The 21,696-nt window shown below is 68.4% G+C and carries 18 protein-coding genes, 1 tRNA gene and 1 pseudogene; 11 read left to right on the forward strand and 9 right to left on the reverse strand.

The window, feature by feature from the left end; genetic code table 11:
• Nucleotides 1-229 precede the first annotated feature (229 nt).
• Together OG917_RS18220 and OG917_RS18225 are read left to right on the forward strand one after the other, a co-directional pair.
• Complete coding sequence (locus OG917_RS18220; RefSeq protein ID WP_328318666.1) at nt 230-3,313, forward strand: AAA domain-containing protein; 3,084 nt, start codon at nt 230-232, stop codon at nt 3,311-3,313.
• A 242-nt stretch (nt 3,314-3,555) separates the two neighbouring features.
• Nucleotides 3,556-4,917, forward strand: coding sequence for an aminopeptidase C (locus tag OG917_RS18225; protein WP_328318667.1), 1,362 nt, complete (start codon nt 3,556-3,558; stop codon nt 4,915-4,917).
• A 174-nt stretch (nt 4,918-5,091) separates the two neighbouring features.
• Here OG917_RS18225 and OG917_RS18230 read toward each other — a convergent pair whose 3' ends face one another.
• Nucleotides 5,092-6,138, reverse strand: a complete 1,047-nt coding sequence (locus tag OG917_RS18230; RefSeq protein WP_328318668.1) for an Lrp/AsnC family transcriptional regulator — start codon at nt 6,136-6,138, stop codon at nt 5,092-5,094.
• A gap of 173 nt (nt 6,139-6,311) precedes the next feature.
• Between OG917_RS18230 and OG917_RS18235 the strand changes: the two genes are divergently transcribed.
• Entirely contained in the window at nt 6,312-7,028 is a 717-nt protein-coding gene (locus OG917_RS18235; RefSeq protein ID WP_328318669.1) for an SDR family NAD(P)-dependent oxidoreductase, read from the forward strand.
• 297 nt (nt 7,029-7,325) lie between these two features.
• On the opposite strand, the gene dacB is transcribed toward OG917_RS18235, so the two are convergent.
• Complete coding sequence (dacB, locus tag OG917_RS18240) at nt 7,326-8,942, reverse strand: D-alanyl-D-alanine carboxypeptidase/D-alanyl-D-alanine endopeptidase (protein WP_328318670.1); 1,617 nt, start codon at nt 8,940-8,942, stop codon at nt 7,326-7,328.
• Nucleotides 8,943-9,229: 287 nt separating this feature from the next.
• On the reverse strand, nt 9,230-10,018 hold the full coding sequence (locus OG917_RS18245; RefSeq protein WP_328318671.1) for a hypothetical protein: 789 nt from the start codon (nt 10,016-10,018) through the stop codon (nt 9,230-9,232).
• 210 nt (nt 10,019-10,228) lie between these two features.
• On the opposite strand from OG917_RS18245, the pseudogene OG917_RS18250 reads away from it, so the two are divergent.
• Nucleotides 10,229-10,297, forward strand: a pseudogene (locus tag OG917_RS18250) (flavoprotein); the annotation flags it as partial.
• 308 nt (nt 10,298-10,605) lie between these two features.
• On the opposite strand, the gene OG917_RS18255 reads toward OG917_RS18250, so the two are convergent.
• From OG917_RS18255 to OG917_RS18270, 4 genes are all read right to left on the reverse strand, one after another.
• Nucleotides 10,606-11,007 carry a PIN domain-containing protein gene (locus OG917_RS18255; RefSeq protein ID WP_328318672.1) on the reverse strand — a complete coding sequence of 134 codons (402 nt, stop codon included), beginning with the start codon at nt 11,005-11,007 and terminating at the stop codon, nt 10,606-10,608.
• Nucleotides 11,004-11,252: a type II toxin-antitoxin system CcdA family antitoxin gene (locus tag OG917_RS18260; protein ID WP_328318673.1), complete on the reverse strand. Its 249-nt coding sequence runs from the start codon at nt 11,250-11,252 to the stop codon at nt 11,004-11,006. The genes OG917_RS18255 and OG917_RS18260 overlap by 4 nt, the downstream gene beginning before the upstream one ends.
• 359 nt (nt 11,253-11,611) lie before the next feature.
• On the reverse strand, nt 11,612-12,898 hold the full coding sequence (locus tag OG917_RS18265; protein ID WP_328318674.1) for a hypothetical protein: 1,287 nt from the start codon (nt 12,896-12,898) through the stop codon (nt 11,612-11,614).
• On the reverse strand, nt 12,895-13,689 hold the full coding sequence (locus OG917_RS18270; RefSeq protein WP_328318675.1) for a hypothetical protein: 795 nt from the start codon (nt 13,687-13,689) through the stop codon (nt 12,895-12,897). Before OG917_RS18270 ends, OG917_RS18265 begins: the two co-directional genes overlap by 4 nt.
• Before the next feature lie 175 nt (nt 13,690-13,864).
• Here OG917_RS18270 and OG917_RS18275 point away from each other — a divergent pair, with 175 nt between their 5' ends.
• Entirely contained in the window at nt 13,865-14,524 is a 660-nt protein-coding gene (locus OG917_RS18275; protein ID WP_328318676.1) for an HAD family hydrolase, read from the forward strand.
• Here the strand turns inward: OG917_RS18275 and OG917_RS18280 are convergent.
• Nucleotides 14,505-15,779 carry a transcriptional regulator gene (locus OG917_RS18280; protein WP_328318677.1) on the reverse strand — a complete coding sequence of 425 codons (1,275 nt, stop codon included), beginning with the start codon at nt 15,777-15,779 and terminating at the stop codon, nt 14,505-14,507. The genes OG917_RS18275 and OG917_RS18280 overlap by 20 nt on opposite strands.
• Before the next feature lie 606 nt (nt 15,780-16,385).
• Here OG917_RS18280 and OG917_RS18285 point away from each other — a divergent pair.
• From OG917_RS18285 to OG917_RS18295, 3 genes are all read left to right on the forward strand, one after another.
• A complete protein-coding gene (locus OG917_RS18285; RefSeq protein ID WP_328318678.1) occupies nt 16,386-16,610 on the forward strand; it encodes a hypothetical protein in 225 nt (74 codons plus the stop codon).
• Nucleotides 16,611-16,703: 93 nt separating this feature from the next.
• The gene (locus tag OG917_RS18290) at nt 16,704-17,798 is read left to right on the forward strand and encodes a radical SAM protein (RefSeq protein WP_328318679.1); all 1,095 of its coding nucleotides are present in this window, start codon (nt 16,704-16,706) and stop codon (nt 17,796-17,798) included.
• Between the two features lie 29 nt (nt 17,799-17,827).
• Nucleotides 17,828-18,373: a class IV adenylate cyclase gene (locus tag OG917_RS18295; protein WP_328318680.1), complete on the forward strand. Its 546-nt coding sequence runs from the start codon at nt 17,828-17,830 to the stop codon at nt 18,371-18,373.
• Between the two features lie 229 nt (nt 18,374-18,602).
• On the opposite strand, the gene OG917_RS18300 is transcribed toward OG917_RS18295, so the two are convergent.
• Nucleotides 18,603-18,676 (reverse strand) — tRNA-Gly (locus OG917_RS18300).
• A gap of 620 nt (nt 18,677-19,296) precedes the next feature.
• Here OG917_RS18300 and dcd point away from each other — a divergent pair.
• The 3 genes from dcd (at nt 19,297) to OG917_RS18315 (ending at nt 21,503) form a co-directional block, all read left to right on the forward strand.
• Nucleotides 19,297-19,872, forward strand: coding sequence for a dCTP deaminase (dcd, locus tag OG917_RS18305; RefSeq protein WP_328318681.1), 576 nt, complete (start codon nt 19,297-19,299; stop codon nt 19,870-19,872).
• Between the two features lie 9 nt (nt 19,873-19,881).
• On the forward strand, nt 19,882-20,379 hold the full coding sequence (locus OG917_RS18310; protein ID WP_328318682.1) for a phosphoribosyltransferase: 498 nt from the start codon (nt 19,882-19,884) through the stop codon (nt 20,377-20,379).
• A gap of 470 nt (nt 20,380-20,849) precedes the next feature.
• Nucleotides 20,850-21,503, forward strand: coding sequence for a helix-turn-helix transcriptional regulator (locus OG917_RS18315; protein WP_328318683.1), 654 nt, complete (start codon nt 20,850-20,852; stop codon nt 21,501-21,503).
• Nucleotides 21,504-21,696: the final 193 nt, after the last annotated feature.

Here is a 21,696-nt window from a genome sequence, read left to right on the forward strand (position 1 = left end):
CGGAGCGGCTGCCGTGATCCCATCCGGGGATCATGCGCAGAACAAGAGCATTGGTTCATTGATATCGAACGTTTTGCCTAAGGGTGAACCCTTGAGGTGCCTGGCCGCGGGCCGGCGGAAGCCCCGCGGGGGCGGGAGGGCACGGGCGGATGGCCGGAAGAGGCTGACTCCCGGCGGCCGCGCCCGTAGAGTCACTGACCGATCTTGGGAATGTCGGGGGGCCGCGCGTATGACGCAGACCAAGGTGCCGTATCCGGTGGCGGAGTTGCTGACGGCTGTGCGTGGAGAGATCCAGGCGGAGCGGCGCAGCGAAGGAAAGGACGAACCGAAGGTCTCGCTCACCGGCGGTCGTCTCGTCTCCGCCGCCCCGGGGCGGTTCGAGTATCTCTTCGTATGCCGGAAGTGGCATCCGTCGCTGGACGGCACGTCCGTTCTCGTACGCGACTCGGCCTCCAGGGGCCCCTGGGCCCCCGCGGAGGCCTCACGTATGCCGGACGGGACCGTACGGCTGACCACGGCCGAGGACCTGGGGGAGCCGGTGCCCCGGGCCCAGATCCGGAAGGACGACTCGTCCGGCCTCGTCATCGCTGCTGAGCACCTCGAATCGGCGGGGCAGCCCGACAGCCCGGTACGCGTCGAAAGCGCCGGCTGGATCGTCGGGCAGGGGAACCCGGTCGTGGGGCGGGAGCCGCACCCCGGCGCGTGGGTGGCCAACTGGCCGGTTCTGCGGCTGAATTCGCGCCAGAGGCAAGCCGTCGAACAGGCGCTGGCGAGTCAGGTCCTCTTCCTCTGGGGGCCGCCGGGCACCGGTAAGACGGACGTGGTGGGTCACATTGTCGAAGGGAACTTCCGGCAGGGGCTCAACGTCCTGTTCCTCGCGCCGACGAAGGTCGCGGTCGACCAGGCGCTGGAACGCATCTGCGACCTCCTCTCCACGCAGGACGGATTCGCCGACGGCCTCGTGCAGCGCGCGGGGGACATCGAGGTCCCCTCCCTGCGTGACCGGTACGGCGAATGTGTCGACACCTCCCGGGTCGCCGCCCGCGTCGCCGCCGGGCTGGACCAGGCGCTGACCCGCGCGGCAGAGACCCTCGGTCGCGCGCGGGCCGGCCTGGCCCTCCACGACGACCTGCGGTCACTGGAGGAGCGGCTCGCAGCGGCCCGCGCGCTCCACACCACGGCCGCGCGTGCGGGCGAGGGCGCCCGGGAGTCGGCGCTGCGGGCCGAGGCCGAGGCGTCGCAACTCCGGGTGAAAATAGTGCAGTCGGCTGCTCCGGGCGGCCTTTTCGCGAAACGCAGGGAAGCGCAGCTCGCGGCCATGAGGGAGAGTCTTGCCGAGCACGAGGAGACAGTCCGGGCCGAGACACGGCGCGACGCGGACTCCCGGCGTGGTGCGGGACACGCCGCGGCGGACATCTCCGAGCTGAGCGGGCGCCTCGCCGCCGCCCGGGCCAAGCTGGCAGGTGTGCAGGACCGGCCGGTCCTCGCCCGGCAGGCCGAGGCGGCACAGCAGCAGGCCGGGGCTCTGGAACAGCAGCGGAAGCGACTCAAGGACACGGTGCGTGCCAAGTGCCGGGTCATGGGCGCGACCGTCGCCAAGGCGGTCAGGTCGGGGAAGCTGCTGGACCGCGTCGACGTGGTCGTCATCGACGAGGCGGGGATGGTCGACCTGCCGTCGGCGTGGCTGGCCGCGGGTCTCGCCGGCAAGCGGGTCGTCATCGCCGGCGACTTCCGGCAGCTCCCCGCCGTGACCAAGGGCGACGGCGACCGGAAGGCGACGGACGCGGAACGTGCCCACTCCCGGGCGTGGATGGCCCGTGACGCCTTCCATGCCGCCGGCCTGGTGACCACGGCGGGAGGGGTCAGGCAGGACCCCCGGCTGGTGGCTCTGGACACCCAGTACCGCATGCGCGAGCCGATCTGCGACGTGGTCAACGCGGTCGCCTATCCGGACGCCCCGCTGACCACCGGGCGCGGTGGCCGCAGCAGCATCCCGTTCAACCCGCTGGTCGACGCGCCGGTCATCCTCGTCGACACGTCGAAGCAGCGCATCGCCGGCCCCGATCACCGGGCCAACACCGTGAACGAGGCCGTCGTCCACGAGCTGGTGCGCGGACTCCAGTACGAAGGTGTGCTCCCCGGCCGCAAGTGGGAGAAGGAGGAGATCGCGGCGGGGGAGCGCGCGACCGACAGACTGGCGGTCATCGCGCCCTACCGTGCGCAGGTCCAGGCGCTGAAGGGCAGCTTGAAGTACCGCTTCGGCGGGGAGTACGAGGGCCTGGTCGACACCGTGCACCGGTTCCAGGGCAGTCAGCGGCCGATCGTCGTGCTCGATACCGCGGTCGGGGCCGGCAAGGACCCCGGGTTCTTCTACAGCGGCGTCGGCCTCTCCGCCCACACCTGCCGTCTGCTGAACGTCGCCCTCAGCCGTGCCCAGGACCATCTGATCGTCGTCGCCGACATCGCCCACCTGCGGGAGCACCTCCCACCGCGCAGCGAGGCCCGCACCATGCTCGATCACCTGGAGACCCACGCCCAGCTGATATCGGCCGACCAGCTCGTCCCCACGCGCGAGGCGGCCCAGCTGTCCGTGCTCTCCGAAGAGGAACTGGCCCGGCCTGCCTTCTTTCCTGCGGACGAGGTCCACGCGGCGGTGGAGTGGGACATCGCCCGCGCCACCACGAGCGTCGAGCTCTGCTGCCCCTTCCTCAACCCGGAACCGGTACGCAGGTGGTCCGCGTTGCTGCGCGAGCGGGTCGACGCGGGCGTCCGGGTGACTGTCCGCACCCGGTCCGCCGAGGAGCAGGTGGGGGAGACCGCGGTAATGAACCATCAGAGGCGGATCGACGAGCTTCGCGCGGCCGGATGCGAGGTGGACTTCCGGGAGCGTATGCACGAGAAGGTACTCATCCTCGACGGAGCGGTGCTCTGGCACGGGTCGCTCAACCTGCTCGCGAGCAGGGGCCCGACGGATCTCATGATGCGTTACACGGATCCGTCGGCGTGCGAACGGGTCAGCCGGCTCATCGACCGTGCGCGCAAGGACCGTGCCGCGTGGAACCCGCGTGCGGCAGCCGGTGGCAGCCGGCGCGCTGCCACCGGATCCCCGGCGCGGACACCGGCCGCGCCGGGCCGGGACAGCGAGGTCGGGCCGGGCACGGTCGTCGACGGACGGCTGTACCTCCGTGTCCCCTTCGGGGAGAAGGACGAGGCAAAACAGCGGCTCGCTGCCCGGTGGGACAGTACGAGGCGCCTCTGGTACGTCGACGCCGCCCGCGTCACGCGCGACCAGGCCGGGCGCTGGCTGCCCTGAACACGCCCCACGCGGACTCCGGTTGCAGCCCTGCCGCAGCCCGCGATGTGCTGCGGGCGGACCGCCCGGGCGAAGCCCCCGGAGCCCTCGGCGACGTGCGGCCCGGAGCTGCCCCGCGCCCCTGCCGGCCCTTCGCGTCGACGACGGCTCGCCTCCGGCCCTCCGTTGACTCCGGCCGAACGGTCGTGCGACGGTGAGGAGGCGCTCCTCTGGGGAGCACCGGCAAGTGGAGGCAGACCGCTGTGACCTTCGGAAACGATGATTCCCGCCCGGCGATGAACCGCAGCCTGGTGCCGGAGCAGCTCGAATCCTTCGAGAAGGGATTCGCCGCCCGGCCGACGAACCGGCTGATGCAGAACGCCGTCACGCAGACGTCTGTGGACGATATCGCCCTGGACCGGCGCGTCCTCACCGGCATCGACCACTCGGTCTCCCACCACCTGGACGACTGGAAGGTCACCAACCAGAAGCAGAGCGGCCGGTGCTGGATGTTCGCCGGACTCAATCTGCTCCGGGTCGGGGCCGCACAGGCACTGGGCGTGAAGGACTTCGAGTTCTCCCAGAACTACCTGCTCTGGTGGGACAAGTTCGAGCGGGCGAACCACTTCCTGGAGACGGTCATCGAGACCTCGGACCGGGACGTGGACGACCGCACGGTGGCGCACGTCCTGGCCGACCCGATCGGTGACGGGGGCCAGTGGAACATGTTCGCGGCGCTCGTCGCCAAGCACGGTCTCGTCCCCAAGTCGGCCATGCCCGAGACGGACAGTTCCTCCGCGACCCGGGCGCTGAACCGGGCCCTGCAGACCCTGCTCCGCCAGGGCGCCCGCGACCTGCGCGGGCTGGCGTCCGAGGGACCCGAGGCGCAGCGGGAGCGCAAGCGCGAAGTGCTGGAGACCGTCCACCGGGTGCTCAGCATCCACCTCGGCACGCCACCGCAGCGGTTCCTGTGGCAGTGGGAGGACAAGGACAAGGAGTTCCACCGCGACGGGTGGCTCACCCCTGCGGAGTTCGCTGCCTCGTACGTGCGTCTCCCCCTGGACGAGTACGTCTGCCTGGTGCACGACCCGCGGGAGTCGAGCCCGGCAGGCCGGACCTTCACCGTCGAGCACCTGGGCAACATCGTGGAGGCCCCGCCGGTGGTCTATCTGAACGTCCGGGTGGAGCTGTTGAAGCAGCTGGCCATGGACGCGATCGTGGGCGGCGAGCCGGTCTGGTTCGGCTGCGACGTGGCCAAGATGATGCGGGCGGACGCCGGCGTCTGGGACGCGGAGCTCTTCGACTACGCGGCCGTCTACGACGCTCCCTTCACCATGGACAAGGCCGACCGGCTGCTGCACCACGACACCCAGATGACCCACGCGATGCTGTTCACCGGCGTGGACGTGGTGGAGGGGAGCCCCCGCCGCTGGCGGGTGGAGAACAGCTGGGGCGAGGAGAAGGCCGACAAGGGCTTCTGGACGATGAACGACTCGTGGTTCGGTGAGCACGTCTTCGAGATCGCGGTCCGGCGCTCGGCGCTGACGCCGGAGCTGGCCGCCGCCCTCGACGAGGCACCGATCGTCCTGCCCGCGTGGGACCCCATGGGCGCCCTCGCCGACTGAGGACGCCGCCCCGGCCGCCATGGAGCCGCACGGCACCGGCCCGGACACCTCCGGGCCGGTGACTCCCGTTCCTCGCCCGGTGGCCCGGTGGCCCGGTGGCCCGGTGGCCCGGTGGCCCGGTGGCCCGGTGGCCTGGCTGTCCTGCGGGTGTACGTCGTCGTGACCGCACGGTTGTCAGGCCCGGGTGCGTCGTGGTCCGACGAGGCGATCGCCGGACAGCAGCGTGCCGGCCTGTTTGACGTGCTGCAGCACAGGTGAGACCTCCATGCTCTGCAGATCGGCCAGCGACCCGATGCGGTCCGTCGTGAACTCGAACAGTTCGTCGAGGTCACGGCAGTGCGCGACGGCATGGACGTTGTACGGCCCGGACACGGCCGCGGCGAAGGCGATCTCAGGTTCCTGCGCCAGCATGCGCCCGACACTCTTCACCGCGGACGGGTGCACGCGCAGCCACAGGTTCGCCCGCGCGTGATAGCCCAGAGCGACTGCCGCGATCTCGACGTCGATGTGGACGACGCGACGTTCGAGCAGAGCGTGAAGACGGCGTGACACCCGCCCCGGAGTGGAGTCCGCCGCCGCGGCGAGGTCGACAAGACTGGCGCGCCCGTCCGCGGCAAGAGAGTCCAGGATCCTCTCGTCCTCTGCGGTGAGCTCCACAGGATCACGGGCGACGACCGGGGCCTCGGTGAACGGCGGGCCCTCGCTGCCCAGCATGGCTTCCTGCTCCGCGGAGAGGGCTCCTCGCAGAGCCGCCCAGTAGTGGCCGCGGCCTCCCATGAACTGACGGAGCATGGCGAAGGCACTGATATCGAGTACCGCCGCGGTGCGCGGAAGCCGTCGACCGAGCAGGTTCTCGCGCTGCTCACGAGTCCGTGACTGCGTCGCGAAGGTGATTTCGCAGCCGGCTGCGCCCAAGGCGACCCAGTTGACATCGTCGCGCTCGGCGAGTGCGTCGGCGATCGCCGAGACGCTGCCGGGGCGGCAGCGCAGTCGTACCAGCCACCTGCTCTGGCCCAGCGCGCCTGGATTCACCATGCCCGCGACGCGGATGAGGCCGTCGGCGCACATGCGCCGGTAACGCCGTTGGACGGAGCCTTCAGTGAGGCCGAGCGCGGTCGCTATCGAGGCAAAGGAAGCCCGTGGAGCGATCTGCAACGCGCGAATGATGCGCACATCATCAGGCTGCGCAACGCCGGATTCGCACGCAGACATACGTTCCATGAGGGGAATCCTACAAAGGCGGCCTTTCGGTTCGCTCAGGAAACAGCGCCGCGAACAGACTTGCGGAGCAACTGCCGGAGAGCCACAGCAGTCCGTTGCCCACAGCAGCACGCTGCCCACGGCATCCCGGTGCACGAGGCGAGTCCGCTGCGAAAGAACGGAGATGACGCCGTATGTCATCGACTGGCACAGATCACCACACGCCGACCGCGCTCATCATCGGGGCCTCGCGTGGCCTCGGCCTCGCGATGGTGACCGAATTCTCCGACCGGGGATGGAACGTCATCGGCACGGTCCGCGACGCCACTTCCCGTACCGCCCTGCATGATCTCGCGGACCGGTCCGGCGGGCGTGTGAGCGTCGAGCACCTCGACATCAACGAGCCCGGCCACCTGGTGCCCCTGTACGAACGCCTCGCCCACCGCCGGCTCGACCTGCTCTTCGTCAACGCCGGCACCGCGAACAACGAGGAGACCCCGATCGGTGCGGTTCCCACAGCGGACTTCGTCGAGGTGATGATCACCAACGCTCTCAGCCCCATGCGCGTCATCGAAGCGCTCGAAGACCTGGTCTCCCCCACCGGGCTGATCGGCGCGATGTCGTCCGGGCAAGGCAGCATCACGAACAACACGACCGCCGGCCGCGAGGTCTACCGCGGAAGCAAAGCGGCCCTGAACATGTTCATGCGCAGCTTCGCGGCCCGCCAGGCCGAGACGCAGCGCGCCTTCGCCCTCCTGGCACCAGGCTGGATTCGCACTGCCCTGGGCGGGCCGCACGCACCGTTCACCGTCGAGGAAAGCGTTCCCCTGCTGGTGGACGTCCTGCTGTCCCGGCTGGGCACACCCGGCCTGGCGTACCTGGACCGCTCAGGTGAGACCGTGCCTTGGTGAGCTTGGTCGTCCGGCGATCCTGGTGAACCGACCGTTCGCCACGTTCGCCATACAGGGTGCCCTGAGGAGCACGCCCCCGGCCGGCGCTTCACGCCGGGGGAGGGTGCGCTCCGAGCGCAGGAACCACCGGTGGGGGCGCCAGAGACGCCCGCGGGTCCTCCGGGCAGTCCGGACAGCCAGGACTGTCCGGGCAGACAGGCCGACCGGCCGACCGGCTGCGACACCGTCCCGCGGGTGTGACAGCCGGTCGTACCGTGTCGTGTGCGAGCCCCGTCGACGGCCCGGGACGCGGTGCTCTCAGCCTTCTCCTCGCGCCGCGTCCTCCTGCAGGTACGCGGCGATCATGGCGAGGTCATTGCCGATATCCAGTACGCCGTTGACGTCGGTGGTCGGGGTGGAGGCGCCGTTCACGCCCGCGAAGAAGGCGTCGAAGCGGCCGTCGCCCCTGTCGAGGTAGCCGGCGATCGTGATGGCGCCGACGGCCAGGCGATTGTTGAGTGCGTCAAGCCCGACGGCGGCGCCGGTCTTGGCGAACACCTTCCCGCGGGCGGGGCAGTGGGTGCAGTTGTCGGCCAGCAGGCCGTCGACGCCGAGGATGGGCAGCGCATCCCGGAAGACCCGTGCCTCGGGGGTGTGCTGCCAGTACGTCAGCAGCTGCACCACGGCCTCCGGCGTGGTGCGGTCGGCGGGATTTCCGCCGCGGCCGTCCAGGAGCTGTACCTGCTTGCGGTCGACGCCCGCGTGATCCAGGAAGCCGGCCAGCACAGGGAAGCCGTCCATGCAGTCCTTGCTGCCGGCCGCGACCGCCATCAGACAGATGGCGAGGTTGCCGCCCAGGTTGTGGCTGACCTTGAAGATGAGTTTGGCGTACTGGGCGAACGGCGGCGACGTGTACAGGGCCACGCGCGGCAGGCCCTGGTACGAGCCGGGGAGCTGCCCGACCGGGTTGGCGCCCGTCGGCCGCGCCGTCACCTCCACTCCGGCCCGGCCCAGCGCCTCGATCAGCGCGGTGCGCCCGAAGGCCGCCGGGTCGGCGATGGGCGACACCTTCAGAGCGGGCTCGGAGCCGGCCGCGATGGTGCCGGAGAGCTGGATCCTGGTGCCGTTGTCGGAGGTCGTCACCGCGATGCTCGCCGGCTTCCCCGCCGCCACGGTCTTCACCGACGACGTGACGCGGTACGGGGAGACTTTCGGCCGCCAGTCCAGCTGGGCGGGCGCGCCGGGGCGGGCGCCGGGGGTGGTCAGCAGGTCGATGAGGTTGTCATTGATGATCAGCGGCGTCGGGACGGGGACGAAGGTCGGCTCGGGCTGGAAGAGCCGGTTGTCGACGATCACGTTCCCGTCGACGCGGGTGATGCCGGATCTCCGCACCTGCTGCGCGATCTTGTCGATCCCGGCGAGCGGGTTCTCCGGAGTGAGCGTGGCGCCGGGGAAGTCGTTGGCATAGGTGTGGTCGAGGTCGGTGTAGTCGACCGTGCCGTCGGGGCGGGTCCTGCCGCCCATGGTCAGATCGCCCTGGGCGACGAGGCCGAGGTCGCCGTCGAGGGTGGTTCCGTGGCGCTCGCCGAGCGCGTAGACCGGCGTCTCGAAGCGGTGGCCGCCGCCGAGGGTGTCCCACGCTCCGGAGGTGCCGAACAGCTTGGCCACCGACCCGGGGATGAAGAACTTCTCGGCGAGCCGGCTGTGGACGATCCGCCCGCTGTCCGGGTCCTGCTGGAGCAGGCCCCACTGGGCGTTGGGGTAGTCCGGTTTCCGCATGATCTCCGTGATCCGCGGGTCGAGCCGTCCGGGACCGCCGTCGTCGCGCGACGACGCCGCCTGGGCTGCCGCACCCGAAGTCAGGGTCAGGAGCAGCAGGGCACAACATCCGGCGACAAGGCGATGCCGGAGGGATCCGAGATTCCCGCCTCGCACCGCATGACGCGCTGTCCGTCTCGGTAGTTTCCTGTCCATGGCGTCAGGTATGGACCCCGACGGGCGCCGGAGACCGGCGGCGCGAACGGTTGTCACCCGAACGGCACGGCGCATTCGTCGCATTGCGCAGCGAACGCCGGGTCGGCACAGCCGCCCAGCGACCGCGGCCGACCACAACCGTGCCGTACTTGCGTGGCTGAAGGTCTGCTCTGCAGTGGCAAGTGGTGCTCGGGAACGGGCGGTGCCCGGGCTGAGGGCCGGGCAGTGCAACAGGCCCGGTGCGGGGCTCAGTTCGAGCGCCGCAGGGCGGGAAGGCCGGCGCACAGGGCGGCCGGGAACGCGGGTTCGATGCGGTGCACGTCGGCACAGCCCGCCTTCGTGCCGCGTGCGAGGGGCACCCAGCCCGACTTCTCGGCCCGGAAGAACCACCGGTCGCCGAGGCTCGCCCCGCAGCCCGGCGCCTCGCCCTCTGCGCAGGCCGGGCCCATGCGCGAGGACACGTCGAACACCAGCCACTTCCCGTCGCAGTGCTCCTCGCCGCGGGAGGTGTGGTTCGGCACGTCGAGCGCCGCCACCGCCTGGTCATAGGAGTCAGGAGTGCAGCCGGTGGGTGCCGGGTGGCAGCCGCGGTCGCCGCGCAGGCGCAGGTCGGGCAGGTCGGCGTCGTCCGCGGTGAACGTCGTGTCGTTGTCCACGGACAGTTCGCGGTGGCCGAGCGGGGATGGCAGCCGCACCTTCGCCGTGCCGGTCGCGGTCTTCGTGCAGTCGGCGTGCGGATCGCCGGTCAGGGCGGAGAAGGTGACCTGCACCCAAATGGTGCGCTCCGAGGTGGAGGTCACGACCGCCTTCAGTTCGCGCGCGCAGGTCTTCCCCTTGCCGGGCACGTCTGCGTCGACGCTGAGCGCGCGCCCGCCTTCGGAGAGCCGGGCGGCGGTCACGCGGAACGGCGCGAACCTCTGCCAGTGCGGCGCTTCCGTCGGCGCCCCCGCCCCGACCCGCTGGGTCCCGCAGGCTCCGAGCAGCAACACGGCGACGGCACTCAGCAGGACGGTGGCCAGTGATCTCCTGGACTGCATGCGTTCCGGACCCCCCATGGAAAACGGTCGACCCGGGCGACTATAGAGCGCCGTGTACACGTCAGGCCGAATCCGGCCACACGGTTGCGGGCGGGGGCAGGGGCAGGCGTCGGCTCGCCGGGCGGCCGTGGGCCGGCACTCCGTCCGGCTTCACCGGCTCCGTGTTCGTGACGCCGCCGCTACGACCTGATCGCAGCGCGCGTGGAGCGCCTCCGCTCGGCCTGGCGCGCGCCCGGCGACCCACGTCCGCTGCCGCCCGCCGACGCCATCGCGGTGGCGCAACAAAGAAGCCCCAGGTCGCTGACCTGAGGCTATGTAATGGAGCGAGTGACGGGAACCGAACCCGCGCTCTGAGCTTGGGAATCAACGGTTCTGGGGATGGTCACATGCCGTCTGAACTGGCGATACGTGGTTCTGGACACCCGCCTGCGAGGGGCTCCCGGTGCCCTGTTCACCGCTGTCGACCGTCTTGCTGGGCACGGACGGGGCACGAGGGATGGTGATGCTGCGGTGGCCGCGGAGTTGCGTGCCGTGGGCCGCCCCGTGAGGTCGACCCGAGGCGCACCTGTTCGGAGTGGGCTGGTGGGTCAGAGGGGGATGATGCGAACCTGGCTGCCGCAGAGCTTGGTCATGTCGTCACTGTCGGACGTCAGGAGGGCGACCGGTTTTGGCTGGCGCAGCGCGACCTCGGCCACAGTGGCGTCGATGGCGTACTTATGCCCGTGCAGTCCGGCGCCTTTGAGGAGTTCCGCCGCAACCTTCGCCGCCTGCTCGGTGACCGGCTCCACCTTGATGCGGGACAGGACCCAGTTCAGGCGTGGGATGTTGGTACGGGAGTGGCTGACTTCCACGATGGTGTTCGCCCCGATGACCAGGTCGGCTCCCATGTCGTGGAACACCTGCAACATCGCGAGGAACCTGCGGTCCTGCGCGATCCAGGCGGAGAGCCCTTCCGAGTCCAGGACAACGGTGTCGATGCGCTCGCTCATGCGGCGTCCGCGTCCTTGGAGGAGCCGGCGGCACCGAAGATCTTCGAGTGAGCCTCGGCGAGCTCCTCGTCGTTGAAGCGTCCGTGCTCTTCTTCGTGGCGTCGAAGGTCCTCACCCAGCAGCTGGTGCCTGATCTGGCGGGCTACGGCTTCCGCCACGTATCCGGAGACGTTGTCCGTGAGCTTGCGTAGCTCCGCCACCTGGTCGCTGGGCAGCGTGACAGTGATGCGAGTCGTTGAGGACATGCGGCAAGCATACTGCAGTATGCGTGAAGAATCTCTACCGCTGCTTACCGCTCCGAAGGGCGCGCATGGGGCTCGGGCCGCGCGAGAGCGATGTGAGCGGTGATTCGTACGGCTGCGCGGGGTCAGCTTTCTGAGCAGTCGCTGACGACATTGCGCATGCGACTCTTCGACTTGCGCACCTACCCCCGCTCGCTGGTTCGGCAATGGTGGCCAGCCCATCCGCGACCTGGGGCGGCCGATCGCACCTCACCCCTCGGCGCCCCCCTGGCGGCGAGCAGGGATTACGCCGCGTGGAAGCAGTTACTCATCGACGCGATGGCGATCACGAAGACGACGCAGTGCGAGATCGGGCGCCGGTATCAAGCCTTGCTCTCGATCTCCCGCAATTCTGACAGCTCCTCGCGCCCCTGCTTGATAACAGCCAGTGTGGCCTGCGGATCCGTGCCCGGAGGGAGAGGGGTGTCGGCGATCAGGTCTCGGAGGGAATAGGAGGCGTCTAGCCAGCTCAGCAGGGCGTGCCAGTGCTCCGTTTGGTCCCAGTTGAGACGCGGATCCCAAGGTTCGGAGTCGTACGGGGTGTGGTCCATGCCGAGCAGGCCCGCGCGGCGCACCAGACAGGGGTAGCAAAGGCCACAGTTGGCGAGGCCGGAGCCACGCGGGCGATGCTTGGGAGGGGTGCCGCAGCTGAGGGTGGCGGCGAGGTCGGCGGGGGTGAGGCCGGCGTCGAGCGCGGAGTGGCAGACCTGTCGCTTGGTGAGATGGGCGAGCGGGTTTTGGAGGTGTACGACAGGGCCGTCGGCCACGGCGGTGATCAGTCGGTTCAGCAGGTGCAGCGTCCAGGGGTGGACGGATCGCGTGGAGCAGGCGGCGGCACGGGCGGGGGTCAGGGGCGGATTGATGGAGAGTTGGCCGTTCTCGGGGATGCATGCGAAGGGGGCGCCCTCGGCCGCTGCTGCGCGGACGGCGGCAGTCGCGTAGAGGAAGCCACGAGAGCGGGTGGTGCGCTCCGGGTCCGGGTCCCCCTGTTCCTTGTCCTGGATGCGTACGTTCTGGCTCAGGGTGATGCGGCGGACCGGACGGGCCCGGCGTTGATAGATGCCGTCATATACGGAGTCCTGGAGGTGCCCGAAGTTCTGTTCACCGAAGGAGATGAGCAGCAGCTCTTCGGATGTACGGAAAGAGACACGCTGAGCCGCCCAGCTCAGGGAGTCCAGACCTCCGGAGAACAGGGCGACCTCTCCAGCGCGGGAGTCCGGGTCAAAGGTGAAGGGCACGTTGGTGGCCGAGTCGGCTCCACGGAATTCCACATCCCAGCGGTCGGCGGTCATGGTTCGCAGCAGGGAAGTGAGGAGCGGTCGGATGGACTGCCAGCGCTCGTACGCGGCGACGGGTATGGAGAGCCGTATGTGGCGGGTCCAGCGGTCGAAGGTGGGGCCCCGGCGGGTGTGTTTGTCCGCGGCGAAGACCGCACGGCCGACTCGGTGCAGGTCGTCCGCCCAAGGAGGAGCGGAGGCCAGGAAGGACTGCCACTGCGGGGCACGGGACTTTGCCTCCCAGTAGTTATGGTCACTCAGAGGCAGCCATCCGGAGGGTAACTTCGTCCCGCCGGGCTCGATCCAGAAGAAGGGGCGAGGGGTCGCTGTCATGCGGATGCCTCCTGGGCGTCTTCCTGGCGGTCCAGTACGTCCTCGACGACCAGACCCAGCACTTTGCCCACTGTGCCGGGGACGAGACTCCGGGCGATGTCGGTCAGGGAGCCGACCGGGTCAGTGATCACCGACTCTGCGGACTCGGCTTCCTCCACCAGTTCAGCCGCCTCCTCGCAGGGGTTCGGCACCAGCGAGAGGACCTTGTCGGCGGCCCAGTCGGCCACGTGATCATCAGGGTCGAGGACATGTAGGACGGGCGCGACGAGCTTGACCTTCTCGGCAATGACCGACCGTAGGAACTCGGTAACGATGTCCGCGAAGAACCACCGGTACAGCAGGCACAGCAGATCCCCGGCGAGACCTCCGCCCGCTGCTTTCCCTCCGCCTGTTTCTGCGTTCTGTCGCTCTAAAAGCCGCTCGGCAGTGTCCGTCGCGGCCCGACGTATCGCTGCGTCGGTGATCGTGCTGCCACTCCCGCCTACTTCGTCGGTGAAACGGGCCAAGAAGTCTTCCGCGGCGGCCGTTGCGCCGTCGTGGGCCATCGCGGCCATCGCGTCGGTGAGGCGGTAGCCGGCCTCGGTCGCGGCGTCGACGAGGCCGAAGGCGGATTGGTCTTCGCGCATGGTTCGGTGCAGTACATCCAGATAGTCATCGAAGATCTTGTCGAGAAGCCGTTCGGCCTGCGGTCCTTCGCTGTTCCATCTGGACAGCCGACTGCTTATGGCGCTCCACGCGGCTGCCGTACCTGACCGGCCCCCCGGACCCAGCCAGCGTGTGGAAGTGCCCATGCCAACCACCCCCTCGGCTTGGTGACGTCCCCTTGCTATGGGAGCAGGAACATAAGGGCGCAGATAGAACGCAACTCGGCCACACTCGTGGCCGGTTCAGGGCTCATCCGCGTCACCGAGCTCTTTCGGGAGCCCATCCGGACGGGGCGCTGCGTGGCGCATTACGCTGCCGAGCATGATTCGTGCTGTGGTGTTCGATGTCGGTGAGTGCCTTGTGGACGAGACCCGTGAGTACGGGACCTGGGCGGACTGGCTGGGGGTACCGAGGCATACTTTCGCGGCGATGTTCGGGGCGGTCATCGCGCAGGGGCGGGACTACCGCGAGACGTTCCAGGAGTTCCGGCCGGGATTCGACCTGGCTGAGGAACGAGACAGGCGTGCCGAGGCCGGCAAGCCGGAGTGGTTTGGCGAGGACGACCTCTATTCGGATGTACGGCCGACGCTGGCCGGGCTGCGCGAGGCTGGTCTCTGGGTTGGTATCGCCGGTAATCAGACCGTGCGGGCCGGCGGCCTGTTGCGTGGGCTGGATCTGCCGTCCGATCTCATCGCCACCAGTGATGACTGGGGTGCGTCGAAGCCTGATGTGACGTTCTTCGAGCATGTCATCGAGGCGACGCCTGCCGAGCCGGGCGAGATTCTGTACGTCGGCGACCGGCTTGACAACGACATTCGCCCGGCCGTGCAGGCCGGGCTGCTGACAGCGCTGATCCGTCGGGGCCCCTGGGGCACGATCCAGCAGCGTGATCCTGAGGCCGACGCGATCACCACGATGCGGATCGACTCGCTGGCGGAGCTGCCGGGGAGGATCGCCAGGTTCAACGCTGGAGAGCGCTGACCGTCGTCCCCCAGTCGTAGAGCCGGTCGTCGAAGTCCCGGACACACTGCTCGTTCTGCCACGGAGCGAGCGTGCGCCGCACTTCGCGTACGCGGTCCATGCCTGTGGCGTACCAGGTGGCGGCGAGCTGGTCGAGGGCCTGGCCGGCGTAGTGGCATGCCTCCTGCGGATTGCCGTCGGCTGCTGCCACCGCGGCCAGGTCTCCGAGGATGACGGTGCGTTGCTTGGCGGACTCGGGCGGCAGGTCTTCGAGGACCTGCTGAAGGGTCTCGCGGGCTTGCGGGAGGTGGCCCGCCTTGAGCTGGGTGTTCCCCTTGAACGCTGCTAGCCGAGCGGGGCCGAACCAGTCCATCCACACGGGAGTGGTGTGCTCGGAACCGGCGACGAGGGTATCTTCGGCGTGGCTGATGAGGTTCAGGGCGGTACGGGTGTTGCCGCAGCGGGTCTCGCACTCGGCTTCGACGGCGTCCAGCCAGGCGTGGAATTCGGCAGATGCGGGGCCGCGGCGGGCGTACGTGCGGGCCGCCACCATTCGCTCCACTGCCGTCTCGCGTTCGCCTGCCCAGCCCGGGATGAAGGCCGTGTGTGCGAGGATCGCCGATCCCAGAAGCGGATCGTCCGCCTCACCGGCGGCCTGGAGAGCGCGCAGCAACGTGTCGCCGGCCTGGTCGGGTTGGCGGAGGTCGAAGAATTCAATGCGGCCTGCCAGCAGGTAGGACTCGGCGAGTGCGGCTGCGAGTCGGTGTCGGGCAGGTTCGACCGTCTCGGGCAGCAGCGCGCAGCCCAGCCGCGCGTGCTCCAGAATCGCGGGGTGCAGAGTGGCCGGCGCGACGGACCAGTACAGGTACCGGTGGGAGCGGGTCACGGCTTCGAAGTTGGCTCCGACGCTGATCGGTTGTGTGATCGAGACGGATTGGGTGGGCACCGTGGCCAGGCGCGTGCCGGGCAGGGAACGGGCCGTCGAGGTCGGGCGGGGCTGACCGTCCGGATGTTGTCCTGAGCCCCAGGGAGCGGTGAAGCCGAGATCTTCGGCCTCCTGACCCAGCAGATGGGTGAGTACGCGACGGATGTCCGGCTGCGGCCACGGCGGATTGTCGGACTCCCACCGCCGGACCTGGCGGACACCAACGGCCAGGCCCCGGATGCCGAGTTGCGGCGCGTCCCTCGTGATGGCGTCGGCGAGGGCCTGCTGAGAGTTGTAGCCAGCCGCCACCCGGGCGGCTTTGAGGCGAGTGTTTCCTATGGGACGGGACATGACTCCTCCGTGGTATCGGAACCTCACCTGAGGCTCTCACGCTACGTCCCCTTCGCGGCACCAACTCATCAACCAGGTGAATGGAAGCCCTATTTAAGTCCTCTGAGTGACCCTTTGAAGTCCTCGAATAGGACGTAAGGTCTCGCGAGGATGACACCTCCGCACATTCAAGCCTCAGTGCTCAGCGAGGAGTTGTCCCTTCGTGTCACAAGAGACCCCGGAACCACCCACGATGCGCACGGTAGGAAGCTGCGAGATCCAGGGCGCCGGATTCCGCTGGGACGCCGTACGCGTGCCACGAAGCGTCGGGGTGCGTGTGCTGGTCGCTCTCGGTTCTCGGAGCGGTGCTGTGATCGAAGATCCGCGTGAACCGGCCCTCTACTGGTTCGTACGGACGGGCACCGCGGCCGTCTGGAATGTGCCTGACACGCGACCACTCGGCCTGTCCCAGCACCTTGTCGTCCCTCCACCGCATCGCGTGCGCGGGCCTGGTCCCCACTGGCGGATCAGTCCCGGGGACGGTCAGATGTTGACGGACGCCCAGGTCCTTCACGCGGCATTCGAAGGCGTGACAGCTCCTCTCCGAGCACCAGTTACGGAGACGACATGACCACTTCCCTGCACTCGGGCCCCTCACGGCAGCGATTCGGCACGTCGGCCGTGGCCCCACCTGCAGGCCGTGACCTCCTCGGCATGGTTCTCGGCGTCATATGGGCCCTCGGCTCGATCGTCGCCGTGTGCGGGCTTGTCTACCTGACCCAGCACAGCCTGGCGCCGGTGCGGACGGGCAGCGCAGCCGCGTCCGCCCCTGACTCGGCTATCAGTTCCTGACCCGGTCAGTGCAGGGGCCAGTCGACTGGGCCCACCTCAGCCAGATCTCTCCCTTCAGGCCACCGGCTTGCCATGCCGAAGGAGCAATGCCACATGTTCCAGCACCGCGCTTTACGGAACGTCAGCGATGACGTTCCCATCCATGTCTCGATGGACCGGACACTGCGCGTCAAAGTCATCGACGCATGCGGCATGACGTGCACGTTCTGCCATAACGAGGGCACACCGGTCAGCGCCGACAACCACCCCCGCTGGCCAGAACGTTTCACCCCCACAGGCCCCTCCGGACGGACCTCCCTCTACATCGCCACCAATGGCGCCCGCTTCACCAGCGCCCCCGTCATCCCGGACGAGGCGTTCCGCGCTGCCCTCACGCAGCTGCGCGACGCACTGGACTTCGACGAGGTCCACCTCACCGGCGGGGAACCGACCCTGCACCCCAAGCTGCCGCAGATCGTCGCCCTGGCACGGCAGGCCGGCTACTCGGCCAGTGTCACCTCGAACGGCGAGAACGGTGTGAGGTCCTTGCCCGGCTGCGCGGACGCCGGACTTCGCCACGTCAACTTCTCGATCTTCGGCACCACCCCCGACGAGCTCACGCAGGTTCAGAGCACACGGTTCAGGGTCCGGGCGCTGGCAACGCGCAAGGTCGAAGCGCTGGAGGACTCGATCCGCGTCGCTGTGTCACTCGGTATCGGAGTACGGGCGAACGTCGTCATCCCCGATCACACCCACGTACAGCGGGTCCACCGGCTGTTGGAGAAGTACTCGCCGAGGTTATCCGTGCGGATACTGACGTCGCTGGCTGATGGTGATGCGTCTCTTGACGCCGTTGATCTTCTCCTGGCCGAGCTTGGTGCTGTTCCGCAGGAGATCCGGCTGATCGCAGGTACGTCAGGCTTCCGCATCGCCTATCGGCTTCCGTCAGGTCGGCAACTCATGGTGAAGCACATCCGTTCCCTGCGGCTGCCCGATACGTGTGCCGGCTGCAGGTTCAACAACAGCGTTGACTGTCAGGAGGGTTACTACGGGGTGCGGCTCTATCGCGACCCGGACGGCACCTTCCACGTCGGCGTGTGTATTCAGCGCATGGACCTGTGTCTGCCCGTGGAAGAGTTCGTGGGCAGCGACGCGTGCGCCGAGATCAGGAAGATGCGCGAGCAGGACCTGCACGACCTGACCGCGTAGATAGCGAAACAAGCGAGAGCGAGGATGCTGTGGCCCAGCACGAATACGAAGCCAAGTTCCTGGAGATCGACGTGGATGCCGTACGCGACCACCTGCGATCGGCCGGGGCCGAGCGGGCCTTCGGCAAGACCATGTTCACCCGTCTGATCTTCGAGAACGACGCCGTCCAGGGCGAGCAGTGGCTGCGCCTGCGTGACGAGGGCGGCAAGACCACCCTCACGCTCAAGCAGGTCACCGACGCCACCCACATCAACGGCACCACCGAGATCGAGATCGAGGTGAACGACCTGGAACGGACCACGGAACTCCTCGCGGCCCTGGGCCTGCGCCAGGTGCGGTACCAGCAGAACTACCGCGAGGAATGGCAGCTCGACGGCGTCACCTACGACTTCGACACCTGGCCGGACCTCCCCACCCTCCTGGAGATCGAGAGCACCTCCGAAGAGGCCGTACGCAAGGCGGTGGCCTCGCTCGGACTCGACTACACCGAGGCTCGCTTCGGCAGTATCGATCTGATCTACAAGAGCGAGCGGGACCGGGACATTCTCGCTGAACCCACTCTGCTCTTCGGCTGACACCTTGCTCCCTGGCCAGTTGTCGCATCCGGTGCTCGCCTGTGACTCGCCAGGCGAGCACCAGAGCTCGCCACGCGTAAGGCCCGGCGTTGATCACCGGGAGACGCGTAGTCGCAGTCGGTGCCTCCGACGCGAGCAGGGAGAAGGTTGTGATCCTCCACGCACGGCCCGTGTCGAAAATGGCCCAGACAACAAACAAGGCCCTGGTCTCCGACCAGGGCCTTCGTCATGGAGCGAGTGACGGGAATCGAACCCGCGCTCTGAGCTTGGGAAGCTCATGTTCTACCATTAAACTACACTCGCGCAGCGATCTTCCCGGAGGGAATCGCATCGCGCTCACTCTACCCCATGCCCGGCGGACCCCACGCGCGTGTCCCCGGGGTGCCGGTGTGTGTGACTCCGGCCCCTTCGCCGTCACCCCGTGTCCCCCTCTGCGGGACGTTCCGTACGGCTGTCCGGGCCGGGTCGGGGCCGCCGTTCCGGGAGGTGGATCCGGCCGTCGGGGGCGGCTGTCGAGGCGTACCGTGGCGGAACGGAGTGCCGGTTGGAGTGGTGTCCCGTACATCCCCTAATGTGGTGTTTTCTCTCGTCCACGCTTGATGGGGAAGGGACTTGATGGATCCGATGGAACGCACCGTCGTCCGCTGTGCCGAAGGGCACGTCTTCAGTACTGCCTCGTTCCCGCTGCAGCAGCTCGGGACCGACCGGATCGGGCCCGGGCGGCTCCTCCGGTGCCCGCGCTGTGCGCGGTTGCGGCATGCCGTGCCGGTGGGGCTGGAGCAGCGGTAGCAGGAGCAGGACAAAGAAAAGCAGGACCAGGACCAGGACCAGCAGGACCAGCAAAACCAGCAGGAGCACGGTCAGCCGGGGTGTGCGGGTCGGCCGATTGGGGCGGGGCCCCACGGTCCCCGTATCCTCGGGGCGTGCTTCTCTCAGACAAGGACATCCGGGCCGAGATCGATGCCGGGCGCGTGCGCATCGATCCGTACGACGAATACATGGTGCAGCCCTCCAGCATCGATGTGCGGCTCGACCGCTACTTCCGGGTGTTCGAGAACCACCGGTACCCCCACATCGACCCCGCGGTCGAGCAGGCGGATCTGACGCGCAAGGTCGAGCCCGAAGGCGACGAGGCGTTCATCCTGCACCCCGGCGAGTTCGTGCTCGCCTCCACGTACGAGGTCATCACGCTGCCCGACGATCTCGCGTCGCGTCTCGAAGGCAAGTCCAGCCTCGGACGGCTGGGGCTCGTCACACACTCGACCGCCGGATTCATCGACCCGGGATTCTCGGGGCACGTCACGCTCGAACTCTCGAACGTGGCCACGCTGCCGATGAAGCTCTGGCCCGGCATGAAGATCGGGCAGCTCTGCATGTTCCGGCTCGCGTCGCCGGCCGAGCATCCGTACGGCAGTGAGCGGTACGGATCGCGTTACCAGGGGCAGCGTGGCCCGACTGCCTCGCGTTCCTTCCTCAATTTCCATCGGACCCAGGTGTGATATCCAGCCATGAGTGACGTACGCGAGAACCTGACATACGAGGGTTTCGGGAACGCGGTGCGCGAGCTCGCGCAGACCATCGCCGACGACGGCTATGAGCCCGACATCGTGCTCAGCATTGCGCGCGGCGGGGTATTCGTGGCCGGCGGTCTGGCCTACGCCCTGGACTGCAAGAACATTCATCTCGTGAACGTCGAGTTCTACACCGGCGTGGGGACCACACTGGAGATGCCGGTCATGCTGGCGCCCGTGCCCAACGCCATCGACTTCTCGGCCAAGAAGGTGCTCATCACCGACGATGTGGCCGACACCGGGAAGACCCTCAAGCTGGTCCACGACTTCTGTGTCGGTGCGGTCGCCGAGGTGCGCAGCGCAGTGATCTACGAGAAGTCGCACTCGCTGGTGAAATGCGAGTACGTGTGGAAGCGCACCGACGAGTGGATCAACTTCCCGTGGAGTGTCGAGCCTCCCGTCGTGCGCCGTGAGGGACAGGTGCTGGACGCCTGACGTCGGAATGCCGAATGCCACTTGCGTGGAAGTGGTGAAGGGTTCGACTGTGGGCCGGTGCGTCCGTGCTCACTCCGTGTCTCCGTTCTGTCTCTGTTCTGTACCTGTTGTTTCCGGGGCCATGGACTTTGCATTCCGCTGCCGGGGGTGCTGACCGCCCTGATTTCCTCAGGGTTTGTCCGGTTTTCCGACGTGATTCGGGCCGGATGGTGAGCGGCGGGCGGGTCCAACACACCCCCGTCGCTCCGACAGTTCATGGACCTGTCATCTCCGATCGCCCGGGGTATGTAACTGATCAGATACGGGCGTGTGAGAGGCTTTCCGGTCGGTGGTCGCCTTAATACCGGGCTGTCCGTCTCGTGCCGATCTCGTGCAGACTCACGAATGCGGACGCACCATCAGCCACAGAAGTGCGGGGTCTGACGATTCCGCCGGATCATGGTGTTCTGCGAGAACGTGGGGGGTTGGCTATGCGGACGTCATTAGACGCAACGGGACCTGACGCCAGGATCCCTGTCGCCATTCATGCGTCCGACCCGCTCTCGCTGGCAGGGGCTACCACTCAGCTGCGCCAGCAGCCGGCCATCGAGCTGGTCGACGAGGCGAGCGCCCGGCCGGGAACGGTCGCGGTGCTGCTGGCGGATGCGCTGGATGAGCCCACCCTGTCGCAACTGCGGCGGTTGGTGCGGATCGACGGGACCCGGGCGGTGCTGGTGGCGGGGCTGATCCGCGAGGCGGAGCTGCTCCAGGTCATAGAGAGCGGCGTCGCGGCCATTGTCTGGCGCCATGAGGCCACCGGACACCGGCTCCTGCAGGCCGTCCTCGCTGCCTCAAGGGGCGAGGGAGATCTCCCTTCCGATCTGCTCGGACGGCTGATATCCCAGGTCGGTGCCCTCCAGCGGAAGGCCACCAGCTCGCCGGGGGCGCCCGCTTCGGGGCTCTCCTCGCGCGAACTGGAGGTACTTCAGCTGGTCGCAGAGGGTATGGACACGGCAGAGGTGGCCCGCAAGCTCTCGTACTCCGAGCGCACCGTGAAGAACGTCATGCACGGACTCACGACCCGGCTCCACCTTCGCAATCGGGCCCATGCCGTCGCTTATGCCTTCAGGGAGGGCTATATCTGACCTCGTCCCGGTAGGTCCGGTGCCGGCGCTCCCCGCCGGGCGCGGACCTCCGGTCGGGCACGGGTGCCCTGATGGCCCTTCCGCCGGGTCCCCGAGGGCAAGCCGTACTGCCTTCGGGGCCCGGTGGAGTTGTCCGCGGACCGTCCCTCCCACGCCTGGGCCCCGGCGCGCCCCGGGTGCAGGATGGCGGTGC

Source organism: Streptomyces sp. NBC_00388, from assembly GCF_036061255.1.
Classification (GTDB): domain Bacteria; phylum Actinomycetota; class Actinomycetes; order Streptomycetales; family Streptomycetaceae; genus Streptomyces.

Bases quoted from the DNA above. Each gene is read 5' to 3' on its own strand.
- OG917_RS18220 (WP_328318666.1), top strand. From the start codon at position 230: ATGACGCAGACCAAGGTGCCGTATCCGGTGGCGGAGTTGCTGACGGCT.
- OG917_RS18230 (WP_328318668.1), bottom strand. From the start codon at position 6,138: ATGGAACGTATGTCTGCGTGCGAATCCGGCGTTGCGCAGCCTGATGAT.
- OG917_RS18235 (WP_328318669.1), top strand. From the start codon at position 6,312: ATGTCATCGACTGGCACAGATCACCACACGCCGACCGCGCTCATCATC.
- OG917_RS18245 (WP_328318671.1), bottom strand. From the start codon at position 10,018: ATGCAGTCCAGGAGATCACTGGCCACCGTCCTGCTGAGTGCCGTCGCC.
- OG917_RS18255 (WP_328318672.1), bottom strand. From the start codon at position 11,007: ATGAGCGAGCGCATCGACACCGTTGTCCTGGACTCGGAAGGGCTCTCC.
- OG917_RS18260 (WP_328318673.1), bottom strand. From the start codon at position 11,252: ATGTCCTCAACGACTCGCATCACTGTCACGCTGCCCAGCGACCAGGTG.
- OG917_RS18265 (WP_328318674.1), bottom strand. From the start codon at position 12,898: ATGACAGCGACCCCTCGCCCCTTCTTCTGGATCGAGCCCGGCGGGACG.
- OG917_RS18270 (WP_328318675.1), bottom strand. From the start codon at position 13,689: ATGGGCACTTCCACACGCTGGCTGGGTCCGGGGGGCCGGTCAGGTACG.
- OG917_RS18275 (WP_328318676.1), top strand. From the start codon at position 13,865: ATGATTCGTGCTGTGGTGTTCGATGTCGGTGAGTGCCTTGTGGACGAG.
- OG917_RS18280 (WP_328318677.1), bottom strand. From the start codon at position 15,779: ATGTCCCGTCCCATAGGAAACACTCGCCTCAAAGCCGCCCGGGTGGCG.
- OG917_RS18285 (WP_328318678.1), top strand. From the start codon at position 16,386: ATGACCACTTCCCTGCACTCGGGCCCCTCACGGCAGCGATTCGGCACG.
- OG917_RS18290 (WP_328318679.1), top strand. From the start codon at position 16,704: ATGTTCCAGCACCGCGCTTTACGGAACGTCAGCGATGACGTTCCCATC.
- OG917_RS18310 (WP_328318682.1), top strand. From the start codon at position 19,882: ATGAGTGACGTACGCGAGAACCTGACATACGAGGGTTTCGGGAACGCG.
- OG917_RS18315 (WP_328318683.1), top strand. From the start codon at position 20,850: ATGCGGACGTCATTAGACGCAACGGGACCTGACGCCAGGATCCCTGTC.